26 protein-coding genes are annotated in these 23,412 nt (G+C 70.0%); 8 read left to right on the top strand and 18 right to left on the bottom strand.

Annotation, left to right across the window (positions count from 1 at the left end):
• Window positions 1–60: 60 nt before the first annotated feature.
• The 6 genes from hflX to A5773_RS04385 all read right to left on the bottom strand — a co-directional run bounded on the left by hflX (window position 61) and on the right by A5773_RS04385 (window position 6,168).
• Complete coding sequence (gene hflX / locus A5773_RS04410; RefSeq protein ID WP_067262341.1) at window positions 61–1,488, bottom strand: GTPase HflX; 1,428 nt, start codon at window positions 1,486–1,488, stop codon at window positions 61–63.
• Window positions 1,489–1,540: 52 nt separating this feature from the next.
• A complete protein-coding gene (gene dapF, locus A5773_RS04405) occupies window positions 1,541–2,407 on the bottom strand; it encodes a diaminopimelate epimerase (RefSeq protein WP_067789820.1) in 867 nt (288 codons plus the stop codon).
• A gap of 22 nt (window positions 2,408–2,429) precedes the next feature.
• Complete coding sequence (gene miaA / locus A5773_RS04400) at window positions 2,430–3,362, bottom strand: tRNA (adenosine(37)-N6)-dimethylallyltransferase MiaA (protein ID WP_067789817.1); 933 nt, start codon at window positions 3,360–3,362, stop codon at window positions 2,430–2,432.
• A 7-nt stretch (window positions 3,363–3,369) separates the two neighbouring features.
• Window positions 3,370–4,059, bottom strand: coding sequence for a hypothetical protein (locus tag A5773_RS04395; protein ID WP_066950372.1), 690 nt, complete (start codon window positions 4,057–4,059; stop codon window positions 3,370–3,372).
• 33 nt (window positions 4,060–4,092) lie between these two features.
• The gene (locus A5773_RS04390) at window positions 4,093–5,061 is read right to left on the bottom strand and encodes a DMT family transporter (RefSeq protein ID WP_067789646.1); all 969 of its coding nucleotides are present in this window, start codon (window positions 5,059–5,061) and stop codon (window positions 4,093–4,095) included.
• Window positions 5,062–5,265: 204 nt separating this feature from the next.
• Window positions 5,266–6,168, bottom strand: a complete 903-nt coding sequence (locus A5773_RS04385) for a DMT family transporter (protein ID WP_066950379.1) — start codon at window positions 6,166–6,168, stop codon at window positions 5,266–5,268.
• Between the two features lie 234 nt (window positions 6,169–6,402).
• Between A5773_RS04385 and A5773_RS04380 the strand changes: the two genes are divergently transcribed.
• The gene (locus A5773_RS04380; protein ID WP_067789643.1) at window positions 6,403–7,764 is read left to right on the top strand and encodes a DUF349 domain-containing protein; all 1,362 of its coding nucleotides are present in this window, start codon (window positions 6,403–6,405) and stop codon (window positions 7,762–7,764) included.
• On the opposite strand, the gene A5773_RS04375 is transcribed toward A5773_RS04380, so the two are convergent.
• The 4 genes from A5773_RS04375 to recA all read right to left on the bottom strand — a co-directional run bounded on the left by A5773_RS04375 (window position 7,761) and on the right by recA (window position 11,469).
• Window positions 7,761–8,387, bottom strand: a complete 627-nt coding sequence (locus tag A5773_RS04375; protein ID WP_067789640.1) for a hypothetical protein — start codon at window positions 8,385–8,387, stop codon at window positions 7,761–7,763. The genes A5773_RS04380 and A5773_RS04375 overlap by 4 nt on opposite strands.
• Window positions 8,384–9,889 carry a tRNA (N6-isopentenyl adenosine(37)-C2)-methylthiotransferase MiaB gene (gene miaB, locus A5773_RS04370; RefSeq protein ID WP_197507850.1) on the bottom strand — a complete coding sequence of 502 codons (1,506 nt, stop codon included), beginning with the start codon at window positions 9,887–9,889 and terminating at the stop codon, window positions 8,384–8,386. Before miaB ends, A5773_RS04375 begins: the two co-directional genes overlap by 4 nt.
• Before the next feature lie 61 nt (window positions 9,890–9,950).
• Window positions 9,951–10,463, bottom strand: coding sequence for a recombination regulator RecX (gene recX, locus A5773_RS04365; protein WP_067789635.1), 513 nt, complete (start codon window positions 10,461–10,463; stop codon window positions 9,951–9,953).
• Window positions 10,429–11,469, bottom strand: coding sequence for a recombinase RecA (gene recA / locus A5773_RS04360; protein ID WP_066950396.1), 1,041 nt, complete (start codon window positions 11,467–11,469; stop codon window positions 10,429–10,431). Before recA ends, recX begins: the two co-directional genes overlap by 35 nt.
• 332 nt (window positions 11,470–11,801) lie before the next feature.
• Here recA and A5773_RS04355 point away from each other — a divergent pair, with 332 nt between their 5' ends.
• Window positions 11,802–12,464 (top strand): (2Fe-2S)-binding protein, encoded by a 663-nt coding sequence (locus A5773_RS04355; RefSeq protein ID WP_067789632.1) that lies wholly within the window; start codon window positions 11,802–11,804, stop codon window positions 12,462–12,464.
• A 44-nt stretch (window positions 12,465–12,508) separates the two neighbouring features.
• Window positions 12,509–13,135, top strand: coding sequence for a flavodoxin family protein (locus tag A5773_RS04350; protein WP_066950636.1), 627 nt, complete (start codon window positions 12,509–12,511; stop codon window positions 13,133–13,135).
• Between the two features lie 14 nt (window positions 13,136–13,149).
• Here the strand turns inward: A5773_RS04350 and A5773_RS04345 are convergent, their stop codons facing one another.
• From A5773_RS04345 to A5773_RS04335, 3 genes are read right to left on the bottom strand one after another with little or no spacing between them, the layout of a single operon-like run.
• Complete coding sequence (locus tag A5773_RS04345; RefSeq protein WP_197505401.1) at window positions 13,150–13,368, bottom strand: DUF3046 domain-containing protein; 219 nt, start codon at window positions 13,366–13,368, stop codon at window positions 13,150–13,152.
• A gap of 19 nt (window positions 13,369–13,387) precedes the next feature.
• Window positions 13,388–13,651, bottom strand: coding sequence for a hypothetical protein (locus A5773_RS04340; RefSeq protein WP_067789630.1), 264 nt, complete (start codon window positions 13,649–13,651; stop codon window positions 13,388–13,390).
• A 32-nt stretch (window positions 13,652–13,683) separates the two neighbouring features.
• Window positions 13,684–14,847 (bottom strand): glycosyltransferase, encoded by a 1,164-nt coding sequence (locus tag A5773_RS04335; RefSeq protein WP_067789627.1) that lies wholly within the window; start codon window positions 14,845–14,847, stop codon window positions 13,684–13,686.
• Between the two features lie 53 nt (window positions 14,848–14,900).
• Here A5773_RS04335 and A5773_RS04330 point away from each other — a divergent pair, with 53 nt between their 5' ends.
• Complete coding sequence (locus A5773_RS04330) at window positions 14,901–15,332, top strand: limonene-1,2-epoxide hydrolase family protein (RefSeq protein ID WP_067789624.1); 432 nt, start codon at window positions 14,901–14,903, stop codon at window positions 15,330–15,332.
• A gap of 4 nt (window positions 15,333–15,336) precedes the next feature.
• Here the strand turns inward: A5773_RS04330 and A5773_RS04325 are convergent, their stop codons facing one another.
• From A5773_RS04325 to pgsA, 4 genes are all read right to left on the bottom strand, one after another.
• Complete coding sequence (locus A5773_RS04325; protein ID WP_066950419.1) at window positions 15,337–16,146, bottom strand: hypothetical protein; 810 nt, start codon at window positions 16,144–16,146, stop codon at window positions 15,337–15,339.
• A gap of 10 nt (window positions 16,147–16,156) precedes the next feature.
• Entirely contained in the window at window positions 16,157–16,981 is an 825-nt protein-coding gene (gene pspA, locus A5773_RS04320) for a phage shock protein PspA (RefSeq protein WP_067789622.1), read from the bottom strand.
• 127 nt (window positions 16,982–17,108) lie between these two features.
• A complete protein-coding gene (gene clgR / locus A5773_RS04315) occupies window positions 17,109–17,447 on the bottom strand; it encodes a transcriptional regulator ClgR (RefSeq protein ID WP_066950425.1) in 339 nt (112 codons plus the stop codon).
• A gap of 114 nt (window positions 17,448–17,561) precedes the next feature.
• Window positions 17,562–18,161: a CDP-diacylglycerol--glycerol-3-phosphate 3-phosphatidyltransferase gene (gene pgsA / locus A5773_RS04310; protein WP_067789619.1), complete on the bottom strand. Its 600-nt coding sequence runs from the start codon at window positions 18,159–18,161 to the stop codon at window positions 17,562–17,564.
• Window positions 18,162–18,217: 56 nt separating this feature from the next.
• On the opposite strand from pgsA, the gene A5773_RS04305 reads away from it, so the two are divergent.
• Entirely contained in the window at window positions 18,218–18,733 is a 516-nt protein-coding gene (locus A5773_RS04305; protein WP_197505395.1) for an amino-acid N-acetyltransferase, read from the top strand.
• Window positions 18,734–18,743: 10 nt separating this feature from the next.
• Here the strand turns inward: A5773_RS04305 and A5773_RS04300 are convergent, their stop codons facing one another.
• Window positions 18,744–21,224, bottom strand: coding sequence for a DNA translocase FtsK (locus A5773_RS04300; protein ID WP_156744715.1), 2,481 nt, complete (start codon window positions 21,222–21,224; stop codon window positions 18,744–18,746).
• Window positions 21,225–21,401: 177 nt separating this feature from the next.
• On the opposite strand from A5773_RS04300, the gene A5773_RS04295 reads away from it, so the two are divergent.
• The 3 genes from A5773_RS04295 to A5773_RS04285 are packed head-to-tail and all read left to right on the top strand — an operon-like array spanning window position 21,402 to window position 23,411.
• Window positions 21,402–21,716 carry a putative quinol monooxygenase gene (locus tag A5773_RS04295; protein WP_066950438.1) on the top strand — a complete coding sequence of 105 codons (315 nt, stop codon included), beginning with the start codon at window positions 21,402–21,404 and terminating at the stop codon, window positions 21,714–21,716.
• Window positions 21,713–22,534, top strand: a complete 822-nt coding sequence (locus A5773_RS04290; protein WP_066950641.1) for a mycofactocin-coupled SDR family oxidoreductase — start codon at window positions 21,713–21,715, stop codon at window positions 22,532–22,534. Before A5773_RS04295 ends, A5773_RS04290 begins: the two co-directional genes overlap by 4 nt.
• Window positions 22,535–22,538: 4 nt before the next feature.
• Window positions 22,539–23,411, top strand: a complete 873-nt coding sequence (locus A5773_RS04285; protein ID WP_066950441.1) for an SAM-dependent methyltransferase — start codon at window positions 22,539–22,541, stop codon at window positions 23,409–23,411.
• Window position 23,412 lies beyond the last annotated feature (1 nt).

Here is a 23,412-nt window from a genome sequence, read left to right as displayed (position 1 = left end):
CCCAACATATACCAACCAGACGGTTGGTCGGCGGCCGGCGGGGTCCGGTCGCCGGGCAGATCAGCGCGTCGAGAACTCCTGCAGGCGCCCGGCCAGCGCCACCGGTACGCGGGCCTTGATCCGGGTGCCGTCGGAGTTGTGCTCCTCCTGCTGCACGCGACCGTCGGCGTGCAGCCGGGCCACCAGGTCACCGCGGTGGTAGGGAATCACCACGTCCACCGCGGTATCGGCCGGAACGGCCAGCTCGCCCATCCGGCGCCGGAGCGCGTCGATGCCCTCGCCGGTCCTGGCCGAGACGAAGACCGCGCCGGGCAGCGCGTGACGAAGCTTGGCCAGGGTCAAGCCGCTCGCGGCGTCGACCTTGTTGACCACCAACAGCTCCGGGGGTGGGTCGCCGTTGTGGTCGGCGATGACGTCGGAGATCACCGCGCGAACCGCGTTGATCTGGGCCAGCGGGTTGGCGTCGGAGCCGTCGACCACATGCAGCAACAGGTCGGCGTCGACGACCTCCTCCAGCGTGGAGCGGAACGCCTCGACCAGTTGGGTGGGCAGGTGCCGGACGAACCCGACGGTGTCGGTGAGCACCAGCGGCCGCCCGTCGGGGAACTCGGCGCGGCGGGTGGTGGGTTCCAGCGTGGCGAACAGCGCGTCCTGCACCAGCACCCCCGCGCCGGTCAGCGCGTTGAGCAGGCTGGACTTGCCGGCGTTGGTGTAGCCGACGATGGCGATCGAGGGCACGTCGCTGTGCAGGCGGCGGCTGCGCTGGGTGTCGCGGACCTGTTTCATGTCCTTGATCTCGCGGCGCAGCTTGGCCATGCGTTCACGGATGCGGCGGCGGTCGGTCTCGATCTTGGTTTCACCGGGGCCACGCAGGCCCACGCCTCCCCCGCTGCCGCCGGCGCGGCCGCCGGCCTGCCGGGACATGGACTCACCCCAGCCGCGCAGCCGCGGCAGCATGTACTCCATCTGGGCCAGCGATACCTGTGCCTTGCCCTCCCGGCTGGTGGCGTGCTGGGCGAAGATGTCCAGGATCAGCGCGGTGCGGTCGATGACCTTGACCTTCACCGCCTTCTCCAGCGCGGTCAGCTGCGCCGGGGACAGTTCGCCGTCGCAGATCACGGTGTCGGCGCCGGTGGCCAGCACCACTTCGCGTAGCTCCTGGGCCTTGCCCGAGCCGATGTAGGTCGACGGGTCGGGCTTGTCGCGACGCTGGATGAGCCCTTCGAGCACCTGGGAACCGGCGGTCTCGGCCAGGGCGGCCAACTCGGCCATGCTGGCCTCGCTGTCGGCGGCGGTGCCGTCGGTCCACACGCCGACCAGCACTACGCGTTCCAGCCGGAGCTGGCGGTACTCGACTTCGGATACGTCGGCGAGTTCGGTGGAGAGACCGGCGACGCGGCGCAGCGCCGACCGTTCTTCCAGGGCGAGTTCGCCGGTGCTTGGCTCCGCTACTGCGGGAGCGAAATTGGGAGATTCTGGATATGTCATAGGCAATACAAGATGATGCACGGCGGATCGGCGTCGTGCACTCGAATTAACGCTACTGCGCGTCCCACCATTCCCCGCTCAGCTGCCCCTGCGCCACCAGCACCGAGGGCCCCCTCAGGTAGCTGGTGGCATCGGTGACGGTGACGACGACGTCGCCGCCCGGCACCCGGACCGTGAGGGTGCCGGTGTCCGCCCCGCCGGCGGCCAGTGCGGCCACCGTGGCCGCGACCGTGCCGGTGCCGCAGGAGCGGGTCTCACCCACGCCCCGCTCGTGCACCCGCATCCGCACCGCGCCACCGGCCGGTGCCGTGAGAACTTCGATGTTGACCCCCTCCGGAAACTGGGCGTGGTCGTAGCTGACCGGCGCCGCCACGTCGAGCCTCGTCAGCTCCTCGGCGGTCAGGTCGGGATCCACACACGCCAGGTGGGGATTGCCCACGTCGACCGCCAGGCCGGAAAACCGGCGCCCGCCGACCGTCGCCTCGCCCGCGCCCAGCGTGTTGGCCTTGCCCATGTCGACGGTGACGTCGGCATACGTCGCATCGACGCGGTGCACGGTGACCGGCCGGGGGCCGGCCTGCGACCCGACCACGAACTCGTCCCGGGACTCCATCCCGCTGGCCCGCAGGTAGTGCGCGAACACCCGGACGCCGTTGCCGCACATCTGGGCGACGGAGCCGTCGGCGTTGCGGTAGTCCATGTACCAGTCGGCCGAGTCCACGCCGTCGGGCAGCCGGTCGAGCACGCCGGCCGAATGGGCAGCACCGGCGGTGGTCACCCGCAGCACCCCGTCGGCGCCCAGCCCGCGCCGCCGGTCGCACAAGGCGGCCACCCGGGGCGCGGTGAGTGTGAGCGCCGCGTCGACATCGGGCAACAACACGAAGTCATTCTCCGTGCCGTGGCCCTTGACGAAAGTCAGGTGCGCCGCGCGATTCACCTGCTCAGGATACGTGGCGCCAGACTCGCAGGGCTTCGTCGACGAGCCGCTTGCTATCCGCGGCGTCCAGCCAGTGGACCCGGTGGTCGCGGCGGAACCACGACCGCTGCCGTCGCACGTAGCGTCGGGTGCCCACGTAGGTCTGTTCCCGCGCTTCGCGCAGTCGATCCGCGCCGCCCCCGGCGTCGAGCGCCTCGATCACCTGGGCGTAGCCCAGGGCGCGCGACGCGGTGACCCCGTCGCGCAGGCCCCCGCCCAGCAGCGCGCTCACCTCGCCGACCAGGCCCTGGTCGAACATGGCGTCGGTGCGGCGGGCCAACCGCTCGTCCAGAATCGTTGTGTCGCAATCGAGTCCGACGATGGCGGTGTCCCACCTCGGGGGGCCGATTCGGGGTGCGGACGCGGCGTACGGCCGGCCGGTCAGCTCGACCACCTCGAGCGCCCGCACGGTGCGCCGCGCGTCGGTGGGCAGGATGGCCGCTGCGGCGGCGGGGTCGCGGCGGGCCAGCTCGGCGTGCAGCCCGCCGACCCCGACCTCGGCCAGCCGCTGTTCCCAGCGCGCCCGCACGGCGGGATCGGTCGCCGGGAACGACCAGTCGTCGAGCAGGGACTGGATGTAGAGCATCGAGCCGCCCACGATGATGGGGACGGCGCCGCGGGCGGCGATCGCCTCGACGTCGGCCGCGGCCGCGCGCTGGTAGCGGGCGACGGTCGCGGTCTCGGTGACGTCCAGGACGTCGAGCTGGTGATGTGGGATGCCGCGGCGTTGGTCGACGGGAAGCTTGGCCGTCCCGATGTCCATTCCGCGATAGAACTGCATCGCGTCGGCGTTCACGATTTCGGCGGGGCCCTCGAGCCGTTCGACCCGTTCTGCGAAGTCGAGCGCCAGCTGTGACTTGCCGGTTCCGGTGGGGCCGATGATCGCCAGCGGTCGCACGGCCACCTCAGAGCTGCCAGGCGCCGGCGAAGTAGCCCACGCCGTAGGGCGCACCCCGGTACAGCTCCTTGGCCGATCGCGGCCCGGGTTCGGACAGGCCGGCCAGCACCTGAAAGGCGACCCGGCCCAGGATCTGCCGAGGCAGCCGCGTCAGGGCCGCGACGTCGCCCGTCGCCAGCGCGTCGTCGAGGGCGGCCTGCGCGCCGGCGTTGCCCGGGTCGAATCCGCCGGGGGCGGCCGGCGTCAGGGTGTTCGCGCCGTCGGCCACGACCAGCACGCCGATCGGCTCCGGTGATCGGTCGATGTCGGCGCGCAAGCGTCGCCCCTGGGCCAGCGCGGTCTCGGCGTCGTGGTCGGCGGAGTAGACGCGGGCCTGCGCGGTCGCGTCGGGCCGGGCCTGGGCCCGGACCCAGCCGGCCAGCAACGCGCACACGGGCAGCTCGGCGGGCGGCCCGGACGGGGCTTGCGGGGAAAACCCGACCCGCACGTCGGCGCCGAAACCCGCGAACGAGCCGGCCGTGTCGGGGCCGAAAACGTCGTCACGCCCGGCGGTCCCGATGACGGTCCAGCGCGCGGGCAATAGGGCGGCCGCCGCCAGCACCGCGGCCGTCAGGTCGGTCACCTCCGCGGCGGCCGCTCCGGCGAGCTCGGGCACCAGCAGCGGAGCCGAAGGAACGATGGCAATCCCGCTGAGCACGCCACCAAACTAATGGTTCGCCGACGCGTCCGCTCAGGCCTCGGCCGCCACGACGACGGGGCCGGTGTTAAAAGGGCCGGGGTCACCGTCCTCGGATGACCACGCGTCCGGCGCGATGCGTCCGTCGTCGCGCCCCACCTCCGCGACCATGGTGGCGGCCTCGCCGCGGGCCAGAGCGACAGTTGCCACGATCACCACCGCGATCGCCGCTACCAGCACGAAGGCCTTGGGACCGTCGGCGTTCAGCGTTTCGCCGAGCACGAAGATGCCGAGCAGGCCAGCCACCACGGGCTTCGCCACGGTCATCGTCGGCATCGAGGCCGTCAGCGCGCCGGCGCGGAACGCCGACTGCTGGAAGATCATCCCGGTCAGCGCCAGCAGAAGCCACGGGACGAACTCGGGCGCGGTCAGCACGGCCAGCGGGCCGTCCTCGCCGATCTCGACGATCCCCTTGGTGAGCACCGCGAACAACGCCAGGGCCGAACCCGCCACCACCGCGAGCAGCGCGGCCGCGAACGGGCTGCCCGACCAGATCCGCGCGGCCACCACGCACGCCACCAGCAGCGGCACCATCACCGCGGCGACGATGGCCCACGTCTGAACCGGCGCGCGCTGATGGCCGGAGGCCGGGTCGCCGACGATGATGACCACCGCCAGGGCGCCGGCCAGTATCACCGCCCACACCCACTCCCAGCGGGTCACCCGGCGCTTGGTCAGCCGCGCGTAGATCGGCAGGGCGAACAGCAACGCGGTCACCTGCAGCGCGGTCACCAACACCACCGAGCCCCACGCCAGGGCCCCGGCCTGCAGGCTGTAATTCACGATCGCGGCCAGGCCGCCCAACCACCACCGGGTGTCCCGCAGCGACATGCGGAACAGCTCGAGATGGCCGACCTTCTTGTCCGTGATCTCCTGCGCAGAGCGCTGGCGGATCACATCGCCGACCGCGGACGCCAACGCCGCACACAGCGCTATCAGCGCCGCGACATCAACCTTTGACACGTGCGACCCCTCACCTCACAACTGCCCCGACCAGCTTTCCCTGGGGTGCGGGGAAATACACCAAAAATTCGCGATCAGTTCAGCAACAACTCTATGACGTGCAGCACGTCACTGCTCTTTGACCGGTTCATCCACTGTTGATACTTCATCAACATAAGTAGGCCCTGTGCGTACCGCCGCGATTCGGTTACACCGGCGGCCAGGCTACGCCGGTTGTGCGGCTATGTCCCCGAGCCGCGCCGCGACCCTATCGCGCGTCGCGGAGGCGTCGACGCGAGCGAGTTCGACGGTGGCGGCCGTCATCACCAGCGCGGCCACCGCCAGCGCCAGCATTCCGGCGCGCCCGGTACCGAGGGTCTCGCCGAGGACGACGACGCCCAGCACGGCCGACACGACCGGCTGGGATACCTCCAGCGTCGGCATGGACGCGGTCAGCGAGCCGGCCCGAAAGGCCGATTGCTCCCAAGCGAACCCCGCCAGCGCGACCAGCAGCCAGGCGTACAGCTCGGGTGTCCGGACCACCGCCCACCCACCGTCGCCGACCCGATGGACGACGCCTTTGGCGAGCACCGCGAAGACGGCCCAGAGCGAACCGGAGACGAATGCGAGGAGCGCCGCGGCCAGGGCGCCGCCCCAGATCCGGGCGGCCACCACGCATCCGACCAGCAACGGAACCAACACCGCCGCCACGGTGGCCCAGGTCCGCAGCGGCGCGGTCGAACGGCCCGCCTGCGGGTTGCCGACGGTAACGATCACGGTCACCGCGGCGGTCAGCACGACGGCCCAGGCCCACTCCCGGGCGGTCACGGCGCGATCGGCCAGCCTGGCGCTGATCGGCAACGCGAACAGCAGGGACAGGACTAGCAACGCCTGCACCAGCAACACCGAACCCTGGTCCAGTGCGGCGGCCTGCAGCACGATGCTGACCACCAGCATCAGGGCGCCCCACCGCCAGCGCCGGTTGCCCAGCAGCCTGCGGAAGAGCTCGAGCTGCCCGACCGACGTGTCGGTGATCCGGTGCGTCGCGCGCTGCTGCAGGACGTCGCCGATCGCCACGCAGAGTGCGGACGCCAACGCGAGCAACGCGGCGATGTCCGCCTTGGCCATGCGTTCTCCGTCCGAGTCGGGGTACGGACAACTGTCATACCGCTGCGTCCGGGCGAACGCATCCGGAACGAGAACACCAGGGTGGCGGCGCAGGGGCAGCCAAGCTGCTTGAATACTGTTAAGCAGCTGTTGGGAGAGCCGAGACGGCCCGGCCGACGGCCGCAGCAGACGGTGCCGCTACGCGCGGCAGGTGCGCGCGGAATAGCGAACGCGCGAAGGGTAGGTGACGAGCGCATGACGGTTGACGAACCACACGGCGGAGACCCGGCTGACCCGGTGGCCCAACCGGTTTCGCGCCCGGTGCCACGTCCGGGACCACGTCCCGGGCCCCGGCCGCTCAGTCCGGGGCCGCGGCCCACCGCCCATCCCATACCGGCGCCCCCGCGCAGCGATCCGCATCAGTTCGGGCGGGTCGACGACGACGGGACGGTCTGGCTGATCACCGCCGCCGGCGAGCGCATCGTCGGCTCCTGGCAGGCCGGCGACCGAGAAGCCGCCTTCGCCCACTTCGGCCGTCGCTTCGACGACCTGAGCACCGAGATCACCCTCATGGAGGAGCGGCTCGCGGCCGGAACCGGTGACGCCCGCAAGATCAAAGCCCACGCCACCGAACTGGCCGAAACGTTGCCGACGGCGTCCGTCCTGGGCGACATCGACGCGCTCGCGCGCCGGCTGACCGGCCTCATCGACCAGGTCGAGAGCACCGTCGCCGAGGAGCGCTCCCGCCGCGACGAGCATCGCGCCACCCAGACCGCGCGCAAGGAGGCGCTGGCCGCCGAGGCCGAGGAGTTGGGCGCCAACTCGACGCAGTGGAAGGCGGCCGGCGACCGGCTGCGGGCCATCCTGGACGAGTGGAAGACCATCAACGGCCTGGACCGCAAGGTCGACGACGCGCTGTGGAAGCGCTATTCGGCGGCCCGGGAGGCGTTCAACCGGCGGCGGGGATCGCATTTCGCCGAGCTGGACCGGGAACGGGTGGGAGTCCGGCAGGCCAAGGAACGGCTGTGCGAACGGGCCGAGGAGTTGTCCGATTCGACGGACTGGACCGCCACCAGCGCGGAATTCCGCAAGCTGCTCACGGAGTGGAAGGCGGCGGGCCGAGCGGCCCGCGACGTCGACGACGCCCTGTGGCGGCGGTTCAAGGCGGCCCAGGACATCTTCTTCGCGGCCCGCAACGCGGCGACGGCGGAGAAGGACGCGGAGTTGCGGGCCAACGCCACCGCCAAGGAGGCGCTGCTGGCCGAGGCGGAGAAGATCGACACGAGCAACCACGACGCGGCCAGGGCGGCGCTGCGGTCGATTGCCGAGAAGTGGGACGCGATCGGCAAGGTGCCGCGGGAGCGGTCCGCCGAATTGGAGCGCCGGCTGCGCGCGATCGAGAAGAAGGTGCGCGACGCGGGCGAGGCCGATTGGTCGGATCCGCAGGCGCAGGCCCGCGCCGAGCAGTTCCGCACCCGCGCCGAACAATTCGAGCAGCAGGCCGAGAAGGCCGCGGCGGCGGGCCGAACTAAAGAGGCCGAAGAGGCCAGGGCCAACGCCGAGCAGTGGCGGCAGTGGGCGCAGGCGGCCGCCGAGGCGCTGACCCGCAAGCCCTAGGCTTCGGGATCCCTGGGGGGCGCGTCGTTCGGCCCTCCCCGGCCGTTCGGGGCGGCGGACCCATCGTCCAGGCTGTCGAGCAGCGTCATCGACTGCTGCTGCGCCGCGACGCGGCGCCGCTGCTCCTCGGCCGCGAGTTGCACGATGGTGCGCGACCACACCACCCGGGCCCATTGGTAGGTCAGCGTGAGGACGACGATCCAGGCCGCGATCAGCCCCACCCCCGGGCCCGGATGCCCCGTGGCCACCGTCTGGCGCGACCAGATGGCCAACAGTCCCGCCGCGCCGGCCAGCGCCGAACCCGCCAGCGCGATCCAGGCCAGCGCCCAGCGCCGCGTGACCAACGCCAGCATCGAGAAGCCGACGCCGAACACCAGCGCCAGCCAGGCGAACACCCGCGACGGCAGCGCCACCGCGGCCGCGCCGGCGCCGTGGCTGCTGAACAACACGTCCCAGCCGCGCACCGCGCCGGTGTGCGGCAGGATGAACGATCCCAGCAGCACGAAGACCAGGATGGCCACGACGAAACCCCGTGGGCCCGGGTCGAATCCGCGTGCCACGCGGCGCTCGGCGGCCTCGATTTCGGTGCGCAGGGCGTCGAGGTCGGGGTGTTCTTCGTTCATCGGGCACATCCAAGGGGTTCGATTGGGTCGGCCGGCGGTCCGACGGGGGGCATGCCGAGCCCGATGCCACCCGGGCGCTGCCCGGCGGCGTGCGCGTCCCCAGCGCGGGTGCGGCGATGGCTGAGGATGCCGGCGTCGGCGATGAGGTGGTGCGGCGCGGCCTGGGTGACCATCGCGGTGATGAGATCCCCCGGTCGGATTCGGTCGGCCCCGGATTCGTCCAAGCTGAAGTGCACCAGGCGGCCGTCGCGGGCGCGTCCGGTCATCCGCGCCGTGCGGGTGTCCTTGCGTCCCTCGCCGGCGGCGACCAGCAGCTCGACAGTGTGGCCGACAAGCGCGCGATTGCCCTCCAGCGAGATCTGTTCCTGCAGCTCGACCAGGCGCTCATAGCGTTCCTGCACAACGGCTTTCGGGAGCTGCCCGGCGAGCTCGGCGGCCGGGGTACCGGGCCGCTTGGAGTATTGGAAAGTGAACGCGGCCGCGAACCGGGCCTGCCGCACCACGTCCAGGGTGGCCGCGAAGTCCTCCTCGGTCTCACCGGGAAATCCGACGATCAGGTCGGTGGTGATGGCGGCGTGCGGCATGGCCGCGCGCACGCGGTCGATGATGCCGAGGTAGCGCTCGGCGCGGTACGAGCGCCGCATCGCCCGCAGCACCCGGTCGGAGCCCGACTGCAGCGGCATGTGCAGGGCGGGGCAGACATTCGGCGTCTGCGCCATGGCTTCGATGACGTCGTCGGTGAATTCGGCCGGATGCGGGGAGGTGAACCGCACCCGTTCCAGACCGTCGATGTCGCCGCAGGCTCGCAGGAGGCGCGCGAAGGCGCCGCGGTCGCGGGGCAGCGCCGGGTCGGCGAACGAGACACCGTAGGCGTTGACGTTCTGGCCCAGCAGCGTGACTTCGAGTACGCCGTCGTTCACCAGCGCCTTCACCTCGGCCAGGATGTCGGCCGGGCTGCGGTCGACCTCCTTGCCCCGCAGCGAGGGCACGATGCAGAAGGTGCAGCTGTTGTTGCACCCGACGGAAACGGAAACCCAAGCGGCGTAAGCCGATTCGCGCGCGCTCGGCAGCGACGACGGAAACTCCTGCAGCGACTCGGCGATCTCCACCTGGGCGACCTTGTTGTGCCGCGCCCGTTCCAGCAGCGTGGGCAGCGATCCGAGGTTGTGCGTGCCGAAGACGACGTCCACCCAGGGCGCCTTGCGCAGCAACGCATCCCGGTCTTTTTGAGCCAGGCAACCCCCGACCGCGATCTGCATCTCGGGGTTGCCGCGCTTGCGCGGCGCCAGGTGGCTGAGGTTGCCGTACAGCTTGTTGTCGGCGTTCTCGCGGACCGCGCAGGTGTTGAAGACGACCACGTCGGCGTCGGCACCCTCGACCGCCCGCTGGTAGCCGGCCGCTTCCAGCAGACCCGCCAACCGCTCGGAATCGTGGACGTTCATCTGGCAGCCGTAGGTGCGCACCTGGTAGGTACGCGCCCCCGAGACGTCTCGGGCCACCATCGAAGTCACGGGGCCATGGTACGGCGACCGGTCGGCGGGCGAGAAACCGCACGTCACCGGGCTAGACCCGGCGGCGCTCCCGCTCGGCGGCCAGTTCGGCGAGGACGACCTCGCACGCCAGGTTCTGGCTGTAGCCACGGCGCGCCAACATCCCGACCAGCCGGCGGGTCACGCGCGCGTCATCGCCGTCCAGCGTCTCCCGGCGCAGCTTGGCCCGCACCAACTGCTCGGCCCGGTCCCGCTCGGCACCGGCGTCGATCCCGGACAGCGCGGTGGCGATCACGTCCCTGTCGACACCCTTGGTGCGCAGTTCGGCGGCCAGGGCCCGCCTGCTCTTCGCCCGGCGGGACTGCACCCACTGCTCGGCGAAGTCGCCGTCATCGACCAGGCCAACGGCGGCGAGCCGGTCGAGCACGGTAGCGCTGATGTCCTCGGCGTAACCACGTTTCGCCAGCTGGCCGTGCAGCTCGGCCCGGGTGCGCGCCCTCGCGGTGAGCAGGCGCAGGCACAGCGTCCGCGCCTGCTCCTCGCGAGAGGGCTCAGAAATCGACGGGGGCGGGCAGGACGTCGTCATCGGTCACGACCGCGCCAATGCCGAGCTTCTCCTTGATCTTCTTCTCGATCTCGTTGGCCACCTCGCCGTTTTCCATCAGGAAGGTGCGGGCATTCTCCTTGCCCTGACCGAGCTGCTCACCCTCGTAGGTGAACCAGGAACCGGATTTGCGGATGAAGCCCTGCTCCACGCCCATATCGATCAGCGAACCCTCGCGGCTGATTCCCCTGCCGTAGAGGATGTCGAATTCCGCCTGCTTGAACGGCGGCGACACCTTGTTCTTGACGACCTTGACCCGGGTACGGTTACCGACCGCGTTGGTGCCGTCCTTGAGCGTCTCGATCCGGCGCACGTCCAAGCGCACCGACGCGTAGAACTTCAAAGCCTTACCGCCCGTGGTGGTTTCCGGGCTGCCGAACATCACCCCGATCTTTTCCCGCAGCTGGTTGATGAAGATCGCGGTGGTTCCCGAATTGTTCAGCGCGCCAGTCATTTTCCGCAGCGCCTGGCTCATCAGCCGGGCCTGAAGACCGACGTGGCTGTCCCCCATCTCGCCCTCGAGCTCCGCGCGCGGCACCAGCGCCGCCACCGAGTCGATGACCAAAATGTCCAGCGCGCCGGAGCGGATCAGCATGTCGGCGATCTCGAGGGCCTGCTCCCCCGTGTCGGGCTGGCTGACCAGCAGGGAATCGGTGTCCACGCCCAGCTTATTGGCGTAGTCCGGGTCCAGGGCGTGCTCGGCGTCGATGAACGCCGCGACGCCGCCGGCCGCCTGGGCATTGGCCACCGCGTGCAGGGCGACGGTGGTCTTACCCGAAGACTCCGGGCCGTAAATCTCCACGACCCGGCCGCGGGGCAGGCCGCCGATGCCCAGGGCCACGTCCAGTGCGATGGATCCGGTCGGGATGACCGAGATCGGCTGACGCATCTCGTCGCCGAGACGCATCACCGAGCCTTTGCCATAGCTCTTTTCGATCTGGGCCATCGCCAGTTCGAGAGCCTTCTCGCGGTCGGGGGCTTGCGTCATGGTGCCTCTCCTATGATTCGGTGTGTTCGGTGACCGGTGTCGGTCGGTTGGCCGTGACACTAGAGAAGGCCACCGACAAGTTGACTCACCGAACGTTCTCCACAGTAGCCGAACACCTGTTCGATTCAAGTGGACACGCCGAGCCCGTCACCCGTATGGCAACATCTGCTACCGAAAGGCGCCGACGGGGCATAAGCCCGAGGAAACCGGGGTGAATCCGGCGCGGTCCAGCCACTGTGACCGGGACCGGGCTGTCCCCACCGGAGAGCCACCGTCGGCGCTCCTCACCACAACCGGGGCGGATCTCCCTTAAAGGCTTGGTTTGCGCATACATGGACATCTCCGCTGAGCTGGCCGAAATAGCCTGCTACAAAGGGTTTTTCACGTTGCCCGTGGGTGATGCCGCGGGTTGGCACCCGGTCGGGCGGTCCTACGCCGACGGCTTCACCGACCTGATCGACGCCACCGCCAGGCGGTATCGCACGACGGACCTGCGCGTCGCCGCCTCGTTGGTTCACCTCGGCCACGCCACCCGGCTGTGGTCACCCGTGCTCGCATGCGCGCTGGGTCACGGCGTCGTCCCCGACCTCAACGACTTGCAACGCGCCGACGACGGGGCGCAACTGCGGCTGCCCGCGCCCGTCGGGATCCCCGCGAACTCATCCGACGTGCTGTACCGGGTGGTGGTGCAAGAGCACATGGAGCCGCTCGCCGCCGGGCTGCGGGTCAAGCTGGCGCCCGCGCTGCTGGCGGGCAATGTCGCCTCCGCGCTGACCGGCGCCGCCCGGGCCCTGCTCGCGGTGCGGTCCGACCTCGGCCCGCGGATCGCCGAGATGACCCATGCGCTGCTCGGTACCGGCGCGCTGGCCGGATCGGGCGTCACCGGCCCACGCCTGGGCTTCAAACGTCATAGTTGCTGCCTCTTCTATCGCCTGCCGGGTCGGTCGGTCTGCGGCGATTGCGTGTTCGAGGCGCCACCGTCGGACCGGACTTAGCCGGTGCGTCGTTTGCGCTTGTGGTGCAGGGGTATTCGAGCATCATGTCCACAGCCGCACCGCAATCCCTGCGCGCCCTCGCGTTGACCTGCTCGTTGAAGAAGAGCCCGGAGCCGTCGAGCAGCGAGCTGATCGCCGATCAGGTGATGGCCCAACTGCGCAGCGCGGGCGTCGACGGCGAGAAGGTGCGCTGCGTGGACCTGGCGCTGCTGCCCGGCGTGGAAGCCGACATGGGTCCGGGCGACGAGTGGCCGGGGCTGCTGGAGAAGATCACCGCGGCGGACATCCTGGTGCTGGCGACGCCCACCTGGGTCGGCCACATGTCCAGCGTCGCGCAGCGCGTCCTGGAGCGCCTCGACGCTGCCATCTCCGATAAGGACGACGCCGGACGGCCCCGGATGGTGGGCAAAGTAGCACTGGCGGCGGTCGTGGGAAACGAAGACGGCGCGCACAAGATCGTCGCCGACCTCTTCCAGGCGCTCAACGACATCGGATTCTCGATTCCCGCTCAGGGGTGTACGTACTGGAACGGCGAGGCCATGCAGGGGACGAATTTCAACGACTTGGACGATGTGCCGGAAGCGGTGGCCACCACCACGGAAACGGCGGCCCGCAACGCCGTTCACCTCGCGGCTCTATTGCGGCAGAACGAGTACCCGCCCTACGAATGAGGTTGCGGCTCGCGTCACCACTGGTCGTGCGGCACGTCGAAGTCGACGCACAGGGCCCGCCACACGTCGCGGGGCTCGGCCCCGTCCTCGATCGCCTGGGCGGCGGTACGGCCGTCGAAACCGCTCAGCACATGGTCCGCCAGCACCGAAGAGCCGTACGCCGCACCGAATCGCAGGACGACGCGCTCGTTGAATTCCGTTAGCCGCACGCCAGCAAGATACCCACCGGGCAGCGATCGGACACCGGCCGCATTACCGCCAACTGGCCGGCAGGTCGATCAGGTGGTTGGGGCAGAAGCCCTGGACGGCCTCGGACATGGTCGTGCGCGCCCGCTGCGCCGACATTCGGGAGCGCAACTGCATGAAGGCGTATTCGGCCGGCGCATAGCCCTGCTCAGCGGCCGCCGGGTCGTCCATCAGCTGGCATGCCTGCTGCTCGTCGCCGCTGTCGGCGCGGGCCACGCCCGAGCCGAACAGCAAGGCAAGAAGCAGGCAGCCCGCGGCGATCGTTCTCATTGCCGACGCCCTCCCTTCGCGAACCCGTCCGATCATCCCGCCGGAGCGAGCGCTTCGTGGCACACCCGGACCGGATCGGCCACGCCGACGATGCTAGCTGCGGCGGCTTGGGCGGCTTCCCGATAACGGGGCGACGACAGCACCTCGTTCACCGCAGCCACCAGCGCCTCGGCGGTCAACGGCCGGATCAGCCGCCCGCTGCCCTGCCGGACCACCCGGTTCGCCATCTCCCACTGATCCCCGCCACCGGGCACCGCGACCAGCGGCACCCCCGCCAGCAGCGTCTTGGCCACCATGCCGTGCCCACCGCCGCAGATCACCAGGTCGGCGTGGCGCAGCAACTCGGCCTGGCTGCCGAGCCCGACCACCGCCCACGGCGGCACTTGCAGATCCGCTCCCCCCAACCGCGAGACCACCAGCCGCGATCCGGCCGGCAGCGTCTCCCCCGGCCGCAGGTGAGCCAGCGCGACCTCCGCCAGCCCCTCGGTCCCGGTCATCGCGGTCGACGGCGCAACCACCAGCACGGGTCCGGAGCCCGGCGGGATTTCCAGCACCCGATCGGTCGGTTCGAAGTGCAGCGGACCCACCAGCACGGCCTCCGCCGGCCAGTCCGGCCGCGGCACCTCGAGGGCGGGCAGGGTGGCGATCAGCCTCCGCAGCGGCCCGGGGTCGCGGGCAGGCAGTCCGATCTCGACCCGCACGGTCGCGCGCTGCCGCAGGCCCGCGCGCCAGGAGCGCGCGGTGAGCGCCCGCATGGTGGCGTCGCGGAGCCGGCCGCGAATGCCGGTGCCCGGCGCCAGTCCGCTCCCTATCGGCGGCAGTCCCTTCGACGGCAGGTAGAGCGGATGCGGGTTGAGCTCGATCCACGGGATGCCCAACAGCTCGGCGGCCATGCCGCCCCCGGCGGTGATGACGTCGGACACCACCAGGTCAGGCGCGAGGTCGCGCAGGGCCGGCACGTTGAGGACGGCCATCCGCGCCGCGCGCCGATGGATTCGGGCCCCGGCGTCGGCGTCGTCGTCGGTGGCGGCCAGCCCGTCCAGCGGGGCGGCGTCGATGCCGGCGGAGCGGGCCGTGTCGACCCACTCGGCGCCGGTGAACAGCGTGGGCTCGTCTCCGTGGGCGAAGCGTTGGCACAGCGCAATCGCGGGAAACGAGTGCCCGGGATCAGGCCCGGCGACCACGGCGACGCGCATCGGCCTTACCCTGCCACAGCGCGCCGGCGAAACGCTCGCCTACGCTGGCACCCATGACCGAGCTGACTGGGACAACCGTTGCGAACACCCGCACGGTCGAGGGTTTTCTGAACGCCCTGCAGGATGCGGATTACGACGCCGCCGACGCGGCGTTGGACGACAACCTCGTGTACGAAAATGTCGGGCTGCCGACGATTCACGGCCGCGCCAGGGCGATGAAGCTGTTTCGCCAGATGGACGGCCGCGCCGCCTTCGAGGTGAAGATCCACCGCATCGCCGCCGACGGCGGGGCGGTGCTCACCGAGCGCACCGACGCCCTGATCTTCGGCCCGTTGCGGCTGCAGTTCTGGGTGTGCGGCGTGTTCGAAGTCCACGATGGGCGAATCACGTTGTGGCGCGACTACTTTGACTTCTTCGACATGTTCAAGGCCCCCCTTCGCGGCCTGGCCGCCGTGGTGCTGCCGTCGCTGAAAGCGACGTTCTAGCCCGCTAGCTCGCGCCGCGCAAGCCGCCGAGTTCGTCGAACGCCTGCGCCCAGCCGACCAGCCGGTCGGTTGCCCCGGCCAGCTCGGCGCGGTAGCGCTGCGAGGCGGCCAACTGATCGCCGTTGGCCGAAGACACCAATTGGGCTGCGGCGGTTACCATCTCGTTGTACTGACGGACGCCGGCGCTCAACTGCGCGGTGAACGCGTTGATGGTGGGCACCAGATACGCCCGCGATGATTCGCTGGACTGTGCCGCCCGCTCCATCGACACCACCTCCGCGGCGGTGGCCGCCATGGCCGCCGAGGTCTTGCCGGCCGCCGCGGTCAGGTCACGGATCTCGGCGGTCGGCAACATCGAGCCGCGCTCGATCACGTTCAGCAGCGAGAGGAATCCGCGTTCGGAGGCGCCCAGCGCGTACATGGCGGGCCGCGCCGCCGACCCGGGTGGCGGCAGCCGGCGCGCGTTCGCCGGCCGGGGCGTGGGCAGCGGCTCGGAGCGCAGCCACCGGTAGCGGAACAACAACAGCGTCGCCGGGATGGCCATGATGACCGAGACGGCGCCGGTGATCTCCAGCAGCAGCGCGAACCATCCCCAGGCCGCCAGCAGCATCGTCACCAACGCCCAGAACACGCAGCCGGCGGCGAAGATCAGGCCCCACCGCAGCGCGCGACGTTGCCGCCGCAGCAGCCGCGCACGCGGATCCGCGGCGGCGCTGATCTTCTGGGCCACCAGATCGGAAAGGTCGGCGGCCGTGGCCAACCCGCGCCCCAGCAACGTGCGCCAGAGCCCGCGCCGCGTCTCGCTCACCGCCACGACACCCGCGTTACTGGCCAAACGGCTTCTCGGTGACCGCGCCAGTCTCGGCGGACGCGGGCCTCGCCTCCGGAGTGGCCCCGGCGGGGGGTGTCCCCCCGGCCGGCAGCGCTTCGCCCCGCATCGACGCGCGGATCTGCTCGAGCCGGGAGTGACCGGCCATCTGCACCCCGGCCTGCTCGACCTCGAGCATGCGGCCCTGCACCGAACCCTGTGCGAGTTCGGCGGAGCCGATCGCGTTGGCGTAGCGGCGTTCGATCTTGTCGCGCACCTCGTCGAGGCTGGGCACGTTGCCAGGGGCGGCGATCTCGCTCATCGACCGCAGCGAGGCGCTCACCTGTTCCTGCATCTTGGCCTGCTCGAGCTGGCTGAGCAGCTTGGTGCGCTCGGCGATCTTCTGCTGCAGCACCATCGCGTTCTGCTCGACCGCCTTCTTGGCCTGCGAGGCCGCGCTCAGCGCCTGATCGTGCAGCGTCTTGAGGTCCTCGACGCTCTGCTCGGCGGTCACCAGCTGGGCCGCGAACGCCTCGGCGGCGTTGTTGTACTCGGTGGCCTTGGCGGCGTCACCGGCCGCGGTGGCCTGGTCGGCGAGCGTTAGGGCCTGCCGAACGTTGACCTGCAGCTTTTCAATGTCGGCGAGTTGCCGGTTCAGCCGCATCTCCAATTGGCGCTGGTTACCGATCACCTGCGCCGCCTGCTGCGTCAGCGCCTGATGCGTGCGTTGCGCTTCCTCGATGGCCTGCTGGATCTGCACCTTGGGGTCGGCGTGCTCGTCGATCTTCGCGTTGAACAGCGCCATCAGGTACTTCCACGCTTTGACGAACGGATTGGCCATGAGTGAGCTCCACCTTCGCTTCTTGTAGGCCGGATGGTCCCTGGATGGGCCGTCGCTTGTCGCTCAATTTAGTGGGTCGGGGCCGATCGCCCTACCCCTGGCGCTGGATCGCCGCGCCGGGCTGCGCTCAGGCGATCGCCAGGGACGCCACCGGCGGGATGACGACCTTGGTGCCGGCGTCGATGCTGGGACCGCGGGCGCCATCGACGGACGCACCGTGGGCCGCCCGTTCCTGGCCGGCCATCCGCTCGCCGGCGTCGGTGAGCACCGACGACAGCGGCACCCGTAATGCCTCGCAGATCGCGTTGAGCAGCTCGCTGGAGGGCTCCTTGCGCCCGCGTTCCACCTCGGACAGGTATCCGAGGCTCACCCGCGCCGAATCGGACACCTCGCGCAGCGTCCGGCCCTGTGTCACCCGGGCCTCGCGCAGCACGTCGCCGATGACCTCGCGCACTAATGACGGCATCCCTGCCCTCCTTCGTCCAGTCAGCCCCGCTCGGCACGAAATCGACCGCGGCAGATGCTCACTACGTGAAACGCGGGTGGCGGGGTCTTGGTTCCCGTTCGGCGACCGGAAAAATCAGTCGGTCGTCCGGCGCACTTCCCGAACGGTCGACACCACGTAGTCGATGCCGGTGACGATCGTCAGAACGATGGCCGCACCCATCACCACCGCCGCCGTCACCCGGAACGGCCCGGCCAGCGGCAGGATGAACAGGCCGATCGCCACCGCCTGGACCACGGTCTTGACCTTGCCGCCCCAACTGGCCGGGATGACCCCCCGGCGAATGACCGCCAGCCGCAGCACCGTGACCCCGAACTCGCGGACCAGGATCACGACCGTGACCCACCACGGCAGCTCGCCGAGCATCGACAGACCAATCAGCGCCGACCCGACCAGCGTCTTGTCCGCGATCGGATCGACAAACGCCCCGAATTCGGTCGCCATGCCGTAGTTGCGGGCCAGCAGGCCGTCCAGGCGATCCGTGATCGCGGCAACCGCGAAAATCACGAAAGCCACGATCCGGAAAGCGATCTCGTGACCATCTTTGGCGAACAGCGCGAGGAGGAAGATCGGGACCAACACCAGCCGCAACAGCGTCAGCGTGTTGGCGAGGTTCGCGATATGGACGCGGCCCGGCGGTCCCATCAACGGTCCCGTTTGCGGCTGCCCCGACACCGCAACAGAATAACTGTTGACCAGTGCACCCGTCCCCGATGCCGATACTGTTAGCCGTGACTGAAAGTCCGCAGGACTGCCGAGCGGTGGTGCGCCGCGCGCGAACGTCCGATGTCCCCGCGATCAAACAGCTCGTCGACACCTACGCGGGGAAGATCCTGCTCGAGAAGAACCTGGTGACGCTATACGAGGCCGTCCAGGAGTTCTGGGTGGCCGAATGCGGCGACGACGTGGTCGGTTGCGGCGCCCTGCACGTGATGTGGTCCGACCTGGGCGAGATCCGCACCGTCGCGGTCGACCCGGCGATGACGGGCCACGGCATCGGCCACGCGATCGTCGACCGGTTGCTGGAGGTCGCACGCGAGCTGCAGCTGAAGCGGCTGTTCGTGCTGACGTTCGAGACCGAGTTCTTCGGCAAGCACGGGTTCACCGAGATCGAGGGCACGCCGGTCACCGCCGAGGTGTTCGAGGAGATGTGCCGCTCCTACGACATCGGTGTCGCCGAGTTCCTGGACCTGAGCTACGTCAAGCCCAACATCCTGGGCAACTCCCGGATGCTGCTGGTGCTGTGAATCTTCGGCGCTAGTCGGGGTCGCCGCCGTCGGCGTCGCCGCCACCCCGGATCAACGCCAGCGTCCCGGCCAGCTCGTCGGGCTTGACCAGCACCTCGCGCGCCTTGGATCCCTCGCTGGGCCCGACGATGCCGCGGGTTTCCATCAGGTCCATCAGCCGGCCGGCCTTGGCGAAGCCGACGCGCAGCTTGCGCTGCAGCATCGAGGTCGAGCCGAATTGGCTGGACACCACCAGCTCGACGGCCTGCAGGAACACGTCCATGTCGTCACCGATGTCCGGGTCGACGTCGGTGCGTTCGCTGGTGGTCTTGGCGGCGGTGACGCCCTCGGTGTATTCGGGCTCGGCCTGATCCTTGCAGGCGTTGACGACGGCGTGGATCTCCTCGTCGGTGATGTAGGCGCCCTGCAACCGCAGCGGCTTGCTCGCGCCCATCGGCAGGAACAGGCCGTCGCCCATGCCGATCAGCTTCTCGGCACCGGCCTGGTCCAGGATCACCCGGCTGTCGGTGAGCGACGACGTGGCGAACGCCAGCCGCGACGGCACGTTGGTCTTGATCAGCCCGGTGACCACGTCGACCGACGGGCGCTGGGTGGCCAGCACCAGGTGAATGCCGGCCGCGCGGGCCTTCTGGGTGATCCGCACGATCGCATCCTCGACGTCGCGCGGCGCGGTCATCATCAGGTCGGCCAGCTCGTCGACGATCGCCACGACGTACGGGTACGGCCGGTATTCGCGCTGGCTGCCCAGCGGCGCGGTGATGGCCCCCGACCGCACCTTTTCGTTGAAGTCGTCGATGTGGCGCACCCGCGACGCCTGCATGTCCTGGTAGCGCTGCTCCATCTCCTCGACCAGCCACGCCAGCGCGGCGGCCGCCTTCTTGGGCTGAGTGATGATCGGGGTGATCAGGTGCGGGATGCCCTCGTACGGGGTGAGCTCCACCATCTTCGGGTCGATCAGGATCATCCTGACCTCTTCGGGGGTGGCGCGGGTCAGCAACGACACCAGCATGGAGTTGACGAAGCTGGACTTGCCGGAGCCGGTGGACCCCGCGACCAGCAGGTGCGGCATCTTCGCGAGGTTGGCCGAGATGAAGTCGCCCTCGATGTCTTTGCCCAGCCCGATCACCAGCGGGTGGTGGTCGCGGCGGGTCGACGGCGCGGTCAGCACGTCGGCCAGCCGCACCATTTCCCGGTCGGTGTTGGGCACCTCGATGCCCACGGCGGACTTGCCGGGGATCGGGGCCAGCATGCGCACGCTCTCGGTGGCCACCGCGTAGGCGATGTTCTTCTGCAGCGCGGTGATCTTCTCCACCTTCACGCCCGGCCCGAGCTCGACCTCGTAGCGGGTGACGGTCGGCCCGCGGGTGCAGCCGGTGACGGCCGCGTCGACCTTGAACTGGGTGAGCACCTCGCCGATGGCGTCGGCCATGACGTTGTTGGCGGCGCTGCGCTTCTTCGGCGGGTCGCCCGCCACCAGCAGGCTCATCGACGGCAGGGTGTACGGACCCTCGACGACGCGGTCCAGCACCTCGGTCTTCTTCTTGTCGCGGCGGCGACTCTTCCCGATGGCCGGCTCCGGCGTGGTGGGGATGTCGTCCTCGTTGTCGCGCAGGGCGGGGGCCGGGTCAGCCGGCCAGGCCCGCGGCCCGTCTTGGGGGTCGAGCGAACTCTCGTCGTAGAAGTCGTCGGAAAAGTCCTGGACCGCATCGGAATCCGCGTAGTCGTCGTAGTCGTCGTAGTACTCGTCATCGCCGAGCAGCCGGGCGCCGAACATGGCGCGGACGGCGTCGGGCACCTCCCGGATGGTGGTGCCCGTCAGCAACAGCAGGCCGAACATGAAGCCGATGAACAACAACGGCGCGGCGATCCACGCGGTCAGCCCGTCGGACAGTGGGCCGCCGATGGCGAAGCCGATGAACCCCGCCGCGCGGCGCCGCGCTTCCGGGTCCTCGGGCGAGCCCGACCACAGGTGCCGCAGGCCGAGCACGGAAAGCGCGATCAGGGTGGCGCCCAGGATCAGCCTGGGCCGCGCATCGGGGTTGGGCTGGGTGCGCATCAGCGTCACCGCCACCGCGGCGGTGACGACCGGGAGCGCCAGGACCCCCGCCCCGATGAAGGTGCGCAACAGCGTGTCGACCCACGCGCCGACCGGCCGGGCGGCGTTGAACCACGAGCTCGCGGCGACCACGACGGAAAGGCCGAGCAGCATCAGCGCGATCCCGTCGCGGCGGTGCCCCGGGTCGATGTCGCGGGCCCGGCCGATCGATCGGGCCGCGCCGCCGGTGCTGCGCGCCGCCATCAGCCAGGTGGCGCGCAGGGCGCGCCCACCGGTCAGCCCGGCGGCCAGCAGCAGCGAGTGGTTGCGCCGTTTGGCGGGCCTGCTCGGCCGCTTACGGGCCGCCGCCGGCCGCGCGCGACCCGACCCGCTTCGCGAAGGGGCCTTTGACCTGCTCGTTCTGGCTTTGGAGCGGGCGGCGGTCTTGTTAGCCATGTCGGCAAGGGTAGTCGCACCGCCATCATCTGCACCACCCGCCACACTGGTAACGGTTTGGTCATGTGAGCCATCTGACGGGTGGGCCACTCGGCCGCGTGGGTAGGGTGGCAACCGGTGATTTAGATAACAGAAGTCATGCGCGTCACCACCCCGTAGCCCCCAGGAGGCCCCAGCATGCCCGTCGTCGTCGTTGCCACCATGACCGTCAAACCCGAATCGGTCGACGCAGTCCGCGACATCCTTACGCAGGCTGTGGAGGAAGTGCACAACGAACCCGGCTGCCAGTTGTACTCGCTGCACCAATCGGGCGAGACCTTCGTCTTCGTCGAGCAGTGGGCCGATCCCGAGGCGCTGAAGGCCCACAGCACCGCTCCCGCCGTCACCAAGATGTTCACCGCGGCCGGCGACCACCTCGCCGGGGCGCCGGACATCAAGATGCTGCAGCCGGTTCCCGCCGGCGACCCGGACAAGGGTCAGCTCCGGTCCTGATGACGCGGCCCCTCGAAGGCAAGATCGCCTTCATCACCGGCGCGGCGCGCGGCCAGGGACGCGCCCACGCCGTGCGGCTCGCCGCCGACGGCGCGAGCATCATCGCGGTCGACCTGTGCGACCAGATCGCCAGCGTGCCCTATCCCCTGGCCACCGAGGACGACCTCGCGCAAACCGTCAAGCTGGTCGAGGACACCGGCGCCCGGATCGTGGCCGCCCGCGGCGACGTGCGCGACCGGGCCTCGCTGTCGGCCGCGCTGCAGGCGGGCCTGGACGAGTTCGGCCGGCTCGACATCGTCGTGGCCAACGCAGGTATCGCACCGATGCAGTCCGGCGACGACGGCTGGCGCGACGTCATCGACGTCAACCTCACCGGCGTCTACAACACCATCAAGGTGTCCATCCCGACCATGGTCAAGCAGGGCACCGGCGGCTCGATCGTGCTGATCAGCTCGAGCGCCGGACTCGCCGGCGTCGGCAGCCCGGACGCCGGTTCCGTCGGCTACGCCGCCGCCAAGCACGGCGTGGTGGGGCTGATGCGGGTATACGCGAATCTGCTTGCCACACAGTACATCCGGGTCAACTCGATCCATCCTTCCGGTGTCGAGACCCCGATGATCAACAACGAGTTCACCCGGGAATGGCTGGCCAAGATGGCCGCCGCGACCGACACACCGGGCGCCATGGGCAACGCCATGCCGGTGGAGGTGCTGGACGTCGAGGACGTCGCCAACGCGGTGGCGTGGCTGGTGAGCGACCAGGCCCGCTACATCACCGGGGTGACGCTGCCGGTCGATGCGGGCTTTTTGAACAAGTAGTCGAATGGCACGAAATCCCGCCGCGCAGACAGCTTTCGGCCCGATGGTGTTGGCCGCCGTCGAACAGAACGAGCCACCGGGCCGCCGCCTGGTGGACGACGACCTCGCGGAACTGTTTCTGCCGGCGCCGCTGCGCTGGCTCGTCGCGGCCACCCGCGTGGCCCCCGTGCGCCGCTTGATGGTCCGCGGATCGGAGTGGACCGGCCGCGGCCTGTGGGCGAACCTGGCCTGCCGCAAGCGTTTCATCGGCGACAAGCTGGCCGAGGCGCTCGAGGGCGTCGACGCGGTCGTCATCCTCGGCGCCGGATTGGACACCCGCGCCTACCTGCTGACCCGCCAAGTCCGCATCCCCGTCTTCGAGGTCGACCTGCCGGTCAACGTCGCCAGGAAGGTGAAGACGGTCCGGCGGGTGCTGGGCGGGCCGCCGATGTCGGTGCGGCAGGTGGCGTTGGACCTGGCGCGCGACGACTTGCTGACCGCCCTGGCCGAGCACGGCTACCGCACCGATTACCGGGCCTTCTTCATCTGCGAAGGAGTCACCCAGTACCTGACCGAAGCAACCGTTCGCCGGACGCTGGAGGGGTTGCGCGCGGCCGCGCCGGGCAGCCGTCTGGTATTCACCTACGTCCGGCGGGATTTCATCGACGGTACGAATCGATACGGCACTCGCACGCTCTATCGCAGCGTCCGCCAGCGCAGGCAGTTGTGGCACTTCGGGTTACAACCCGAGGAGGTCGGCGAGTTCGTCGGCGAATACGGCTGGCGGCTGCTGGAGCAGGCCGGGCCCGACGAACTCCTCGAGCGTTACGTGGAGCCCACGGGTCGCAAGCTGAAGGCCTCGCAACTGGAATGGTCGGCCTACGCGGAGAAGCTCTAGG

The organism is Mycobacterium sp. 852014-52450_SCH5900713 (genome assembly GCF_001667075.1).
Lineage (GTDB): Bacteria > Actinomycetota > Actinomycetes > Mycobacteriales > Mycobacteriaceae > Mycobacterium.
This window is presented reverse-complemented; position numbering and strand designations above follow the sequence as displayed.

Excerpts from the sequence above, each read along its gene's own strand:
- hflX (WP_067262341.1), bottom strand. The coding sequence starts at position 1,488 with ATGACATATCCAGAATCTCCCAATTTCGCTCCCGCAGTAGCGGAGCCA.
- A5773_RS04350 (WP_066950636.1), top strand. The coding sequence starts at position 12,509 with ATGTCCACAGCCGCACCGCAATCCCTGCGCGCCCTCGCGTTGACCTGC.
- clgR (WP_066950425.1), bottom strand. The coding sequence starts at position 17,447 with ATGCCGTCATTAGTGCGCGAGGTCATCGGCGACGTGCTGCGCGAGGCC.
- miaB (WP_197507850.1), bottom strand. The coding sequence starts at position 9,889 with ATGGTGGCCCGAGACGTCTCGGGGGCGCGTACCTACCAGGTGCGCACC.
- recA (WP_066950396.1), bottom strand. The coding sequence starts at position 11,469 with ATGACGCAAGCCCCCGACCGCGAGAAGGCTCTCGAACTGGCGATGGCC.
- A5773_RS04295 (WP_066950438.1), top strand. The coding sequence starts at position 21,402 with ATGCCCGTCGTCGTCGTTGCCACCATGACCGTCAAACCCGAATCGGTC.
- A5773_RS04300 (WP_156744715.1), bottom strand. The coding sequence starts at position 21,224 with ATGGCTAACAAGACCGCCGCCCGCTCCAAAGCCAGAACGAGCAGGTCA.
- A5773_RS04355 (WP_067789632.1), top strand. The coding sequence starts at position 11,802 with ATGGACATCTCCGCTGAGCTGGCCGAAATAGCCTGCTACAAAGGGTTT.
- A5773_RS04330 (WP_067789624.1), top strand. The coding sequence starts at position 14,901 with ATGACCGAGCTGACTGGGACAACCGTTGCGAACACCCGCACGGTCGAG.
- pspA (WP_067789622.1), bottom strand. The coding sequence starts at position 16,981 with ATGGCCAATCCGTTCGTCAAAGCGTGGAAGTACCTGATGGCGCTGTTC.
- A5773_RS04375 (WP_067789640.1), bottom strand. The coding sequence starts at position 8,387 with ATGAACGAAGAACACCCCGACCTCGACGCCCTGCGCACCGAAATCGAG.
- A5773_RS04340 (WP_067789630.1), bottom strand. The coding sequence starts at position 13,651 with ATGAGAACGATCGCCGCGGGCTGCCTGCTTCTTGCCTTGCTGTTCGGC.
- recX (WP_067789635.1), bottom strand. The coding sequence starts at position 10,463 with ATGACGACGTCCTGCCCGCCCCCGTCGATTTCTGAGCCCTCTCGCGAG.
- A5773_RS04385 (WP_066950379.1), bottom strand. The coding sequence starts at position 6,168 with ATGGCCAAGGCGGACATCGCCGCGTTGCTCGCGTTGGCGTCCGCACTC.
- A5773_RS04335 (WP_067789627.1), bottom strand. The coding sequence starts at position 14,847 with ATGCGCGTCGCCGTGGTCGCCGGGCCTGATCCCGGGCACTCGTTTCCC.
- A5773_RS04285 (WP_066950441.1), top strand. The coding sequence starts at position 22,539 with ATGGCACGAAATCCCGCCGCGCAGACAGCTTTCGGCCCGATGGTGTTG.
- A5773_RS04380 (WP_067789643.1), top strand. The coding sequence starts at position 6,403 with ATGACGGTTGACGAACCACACGGCGGAGACCCGGCTGACCCGGTGGCC.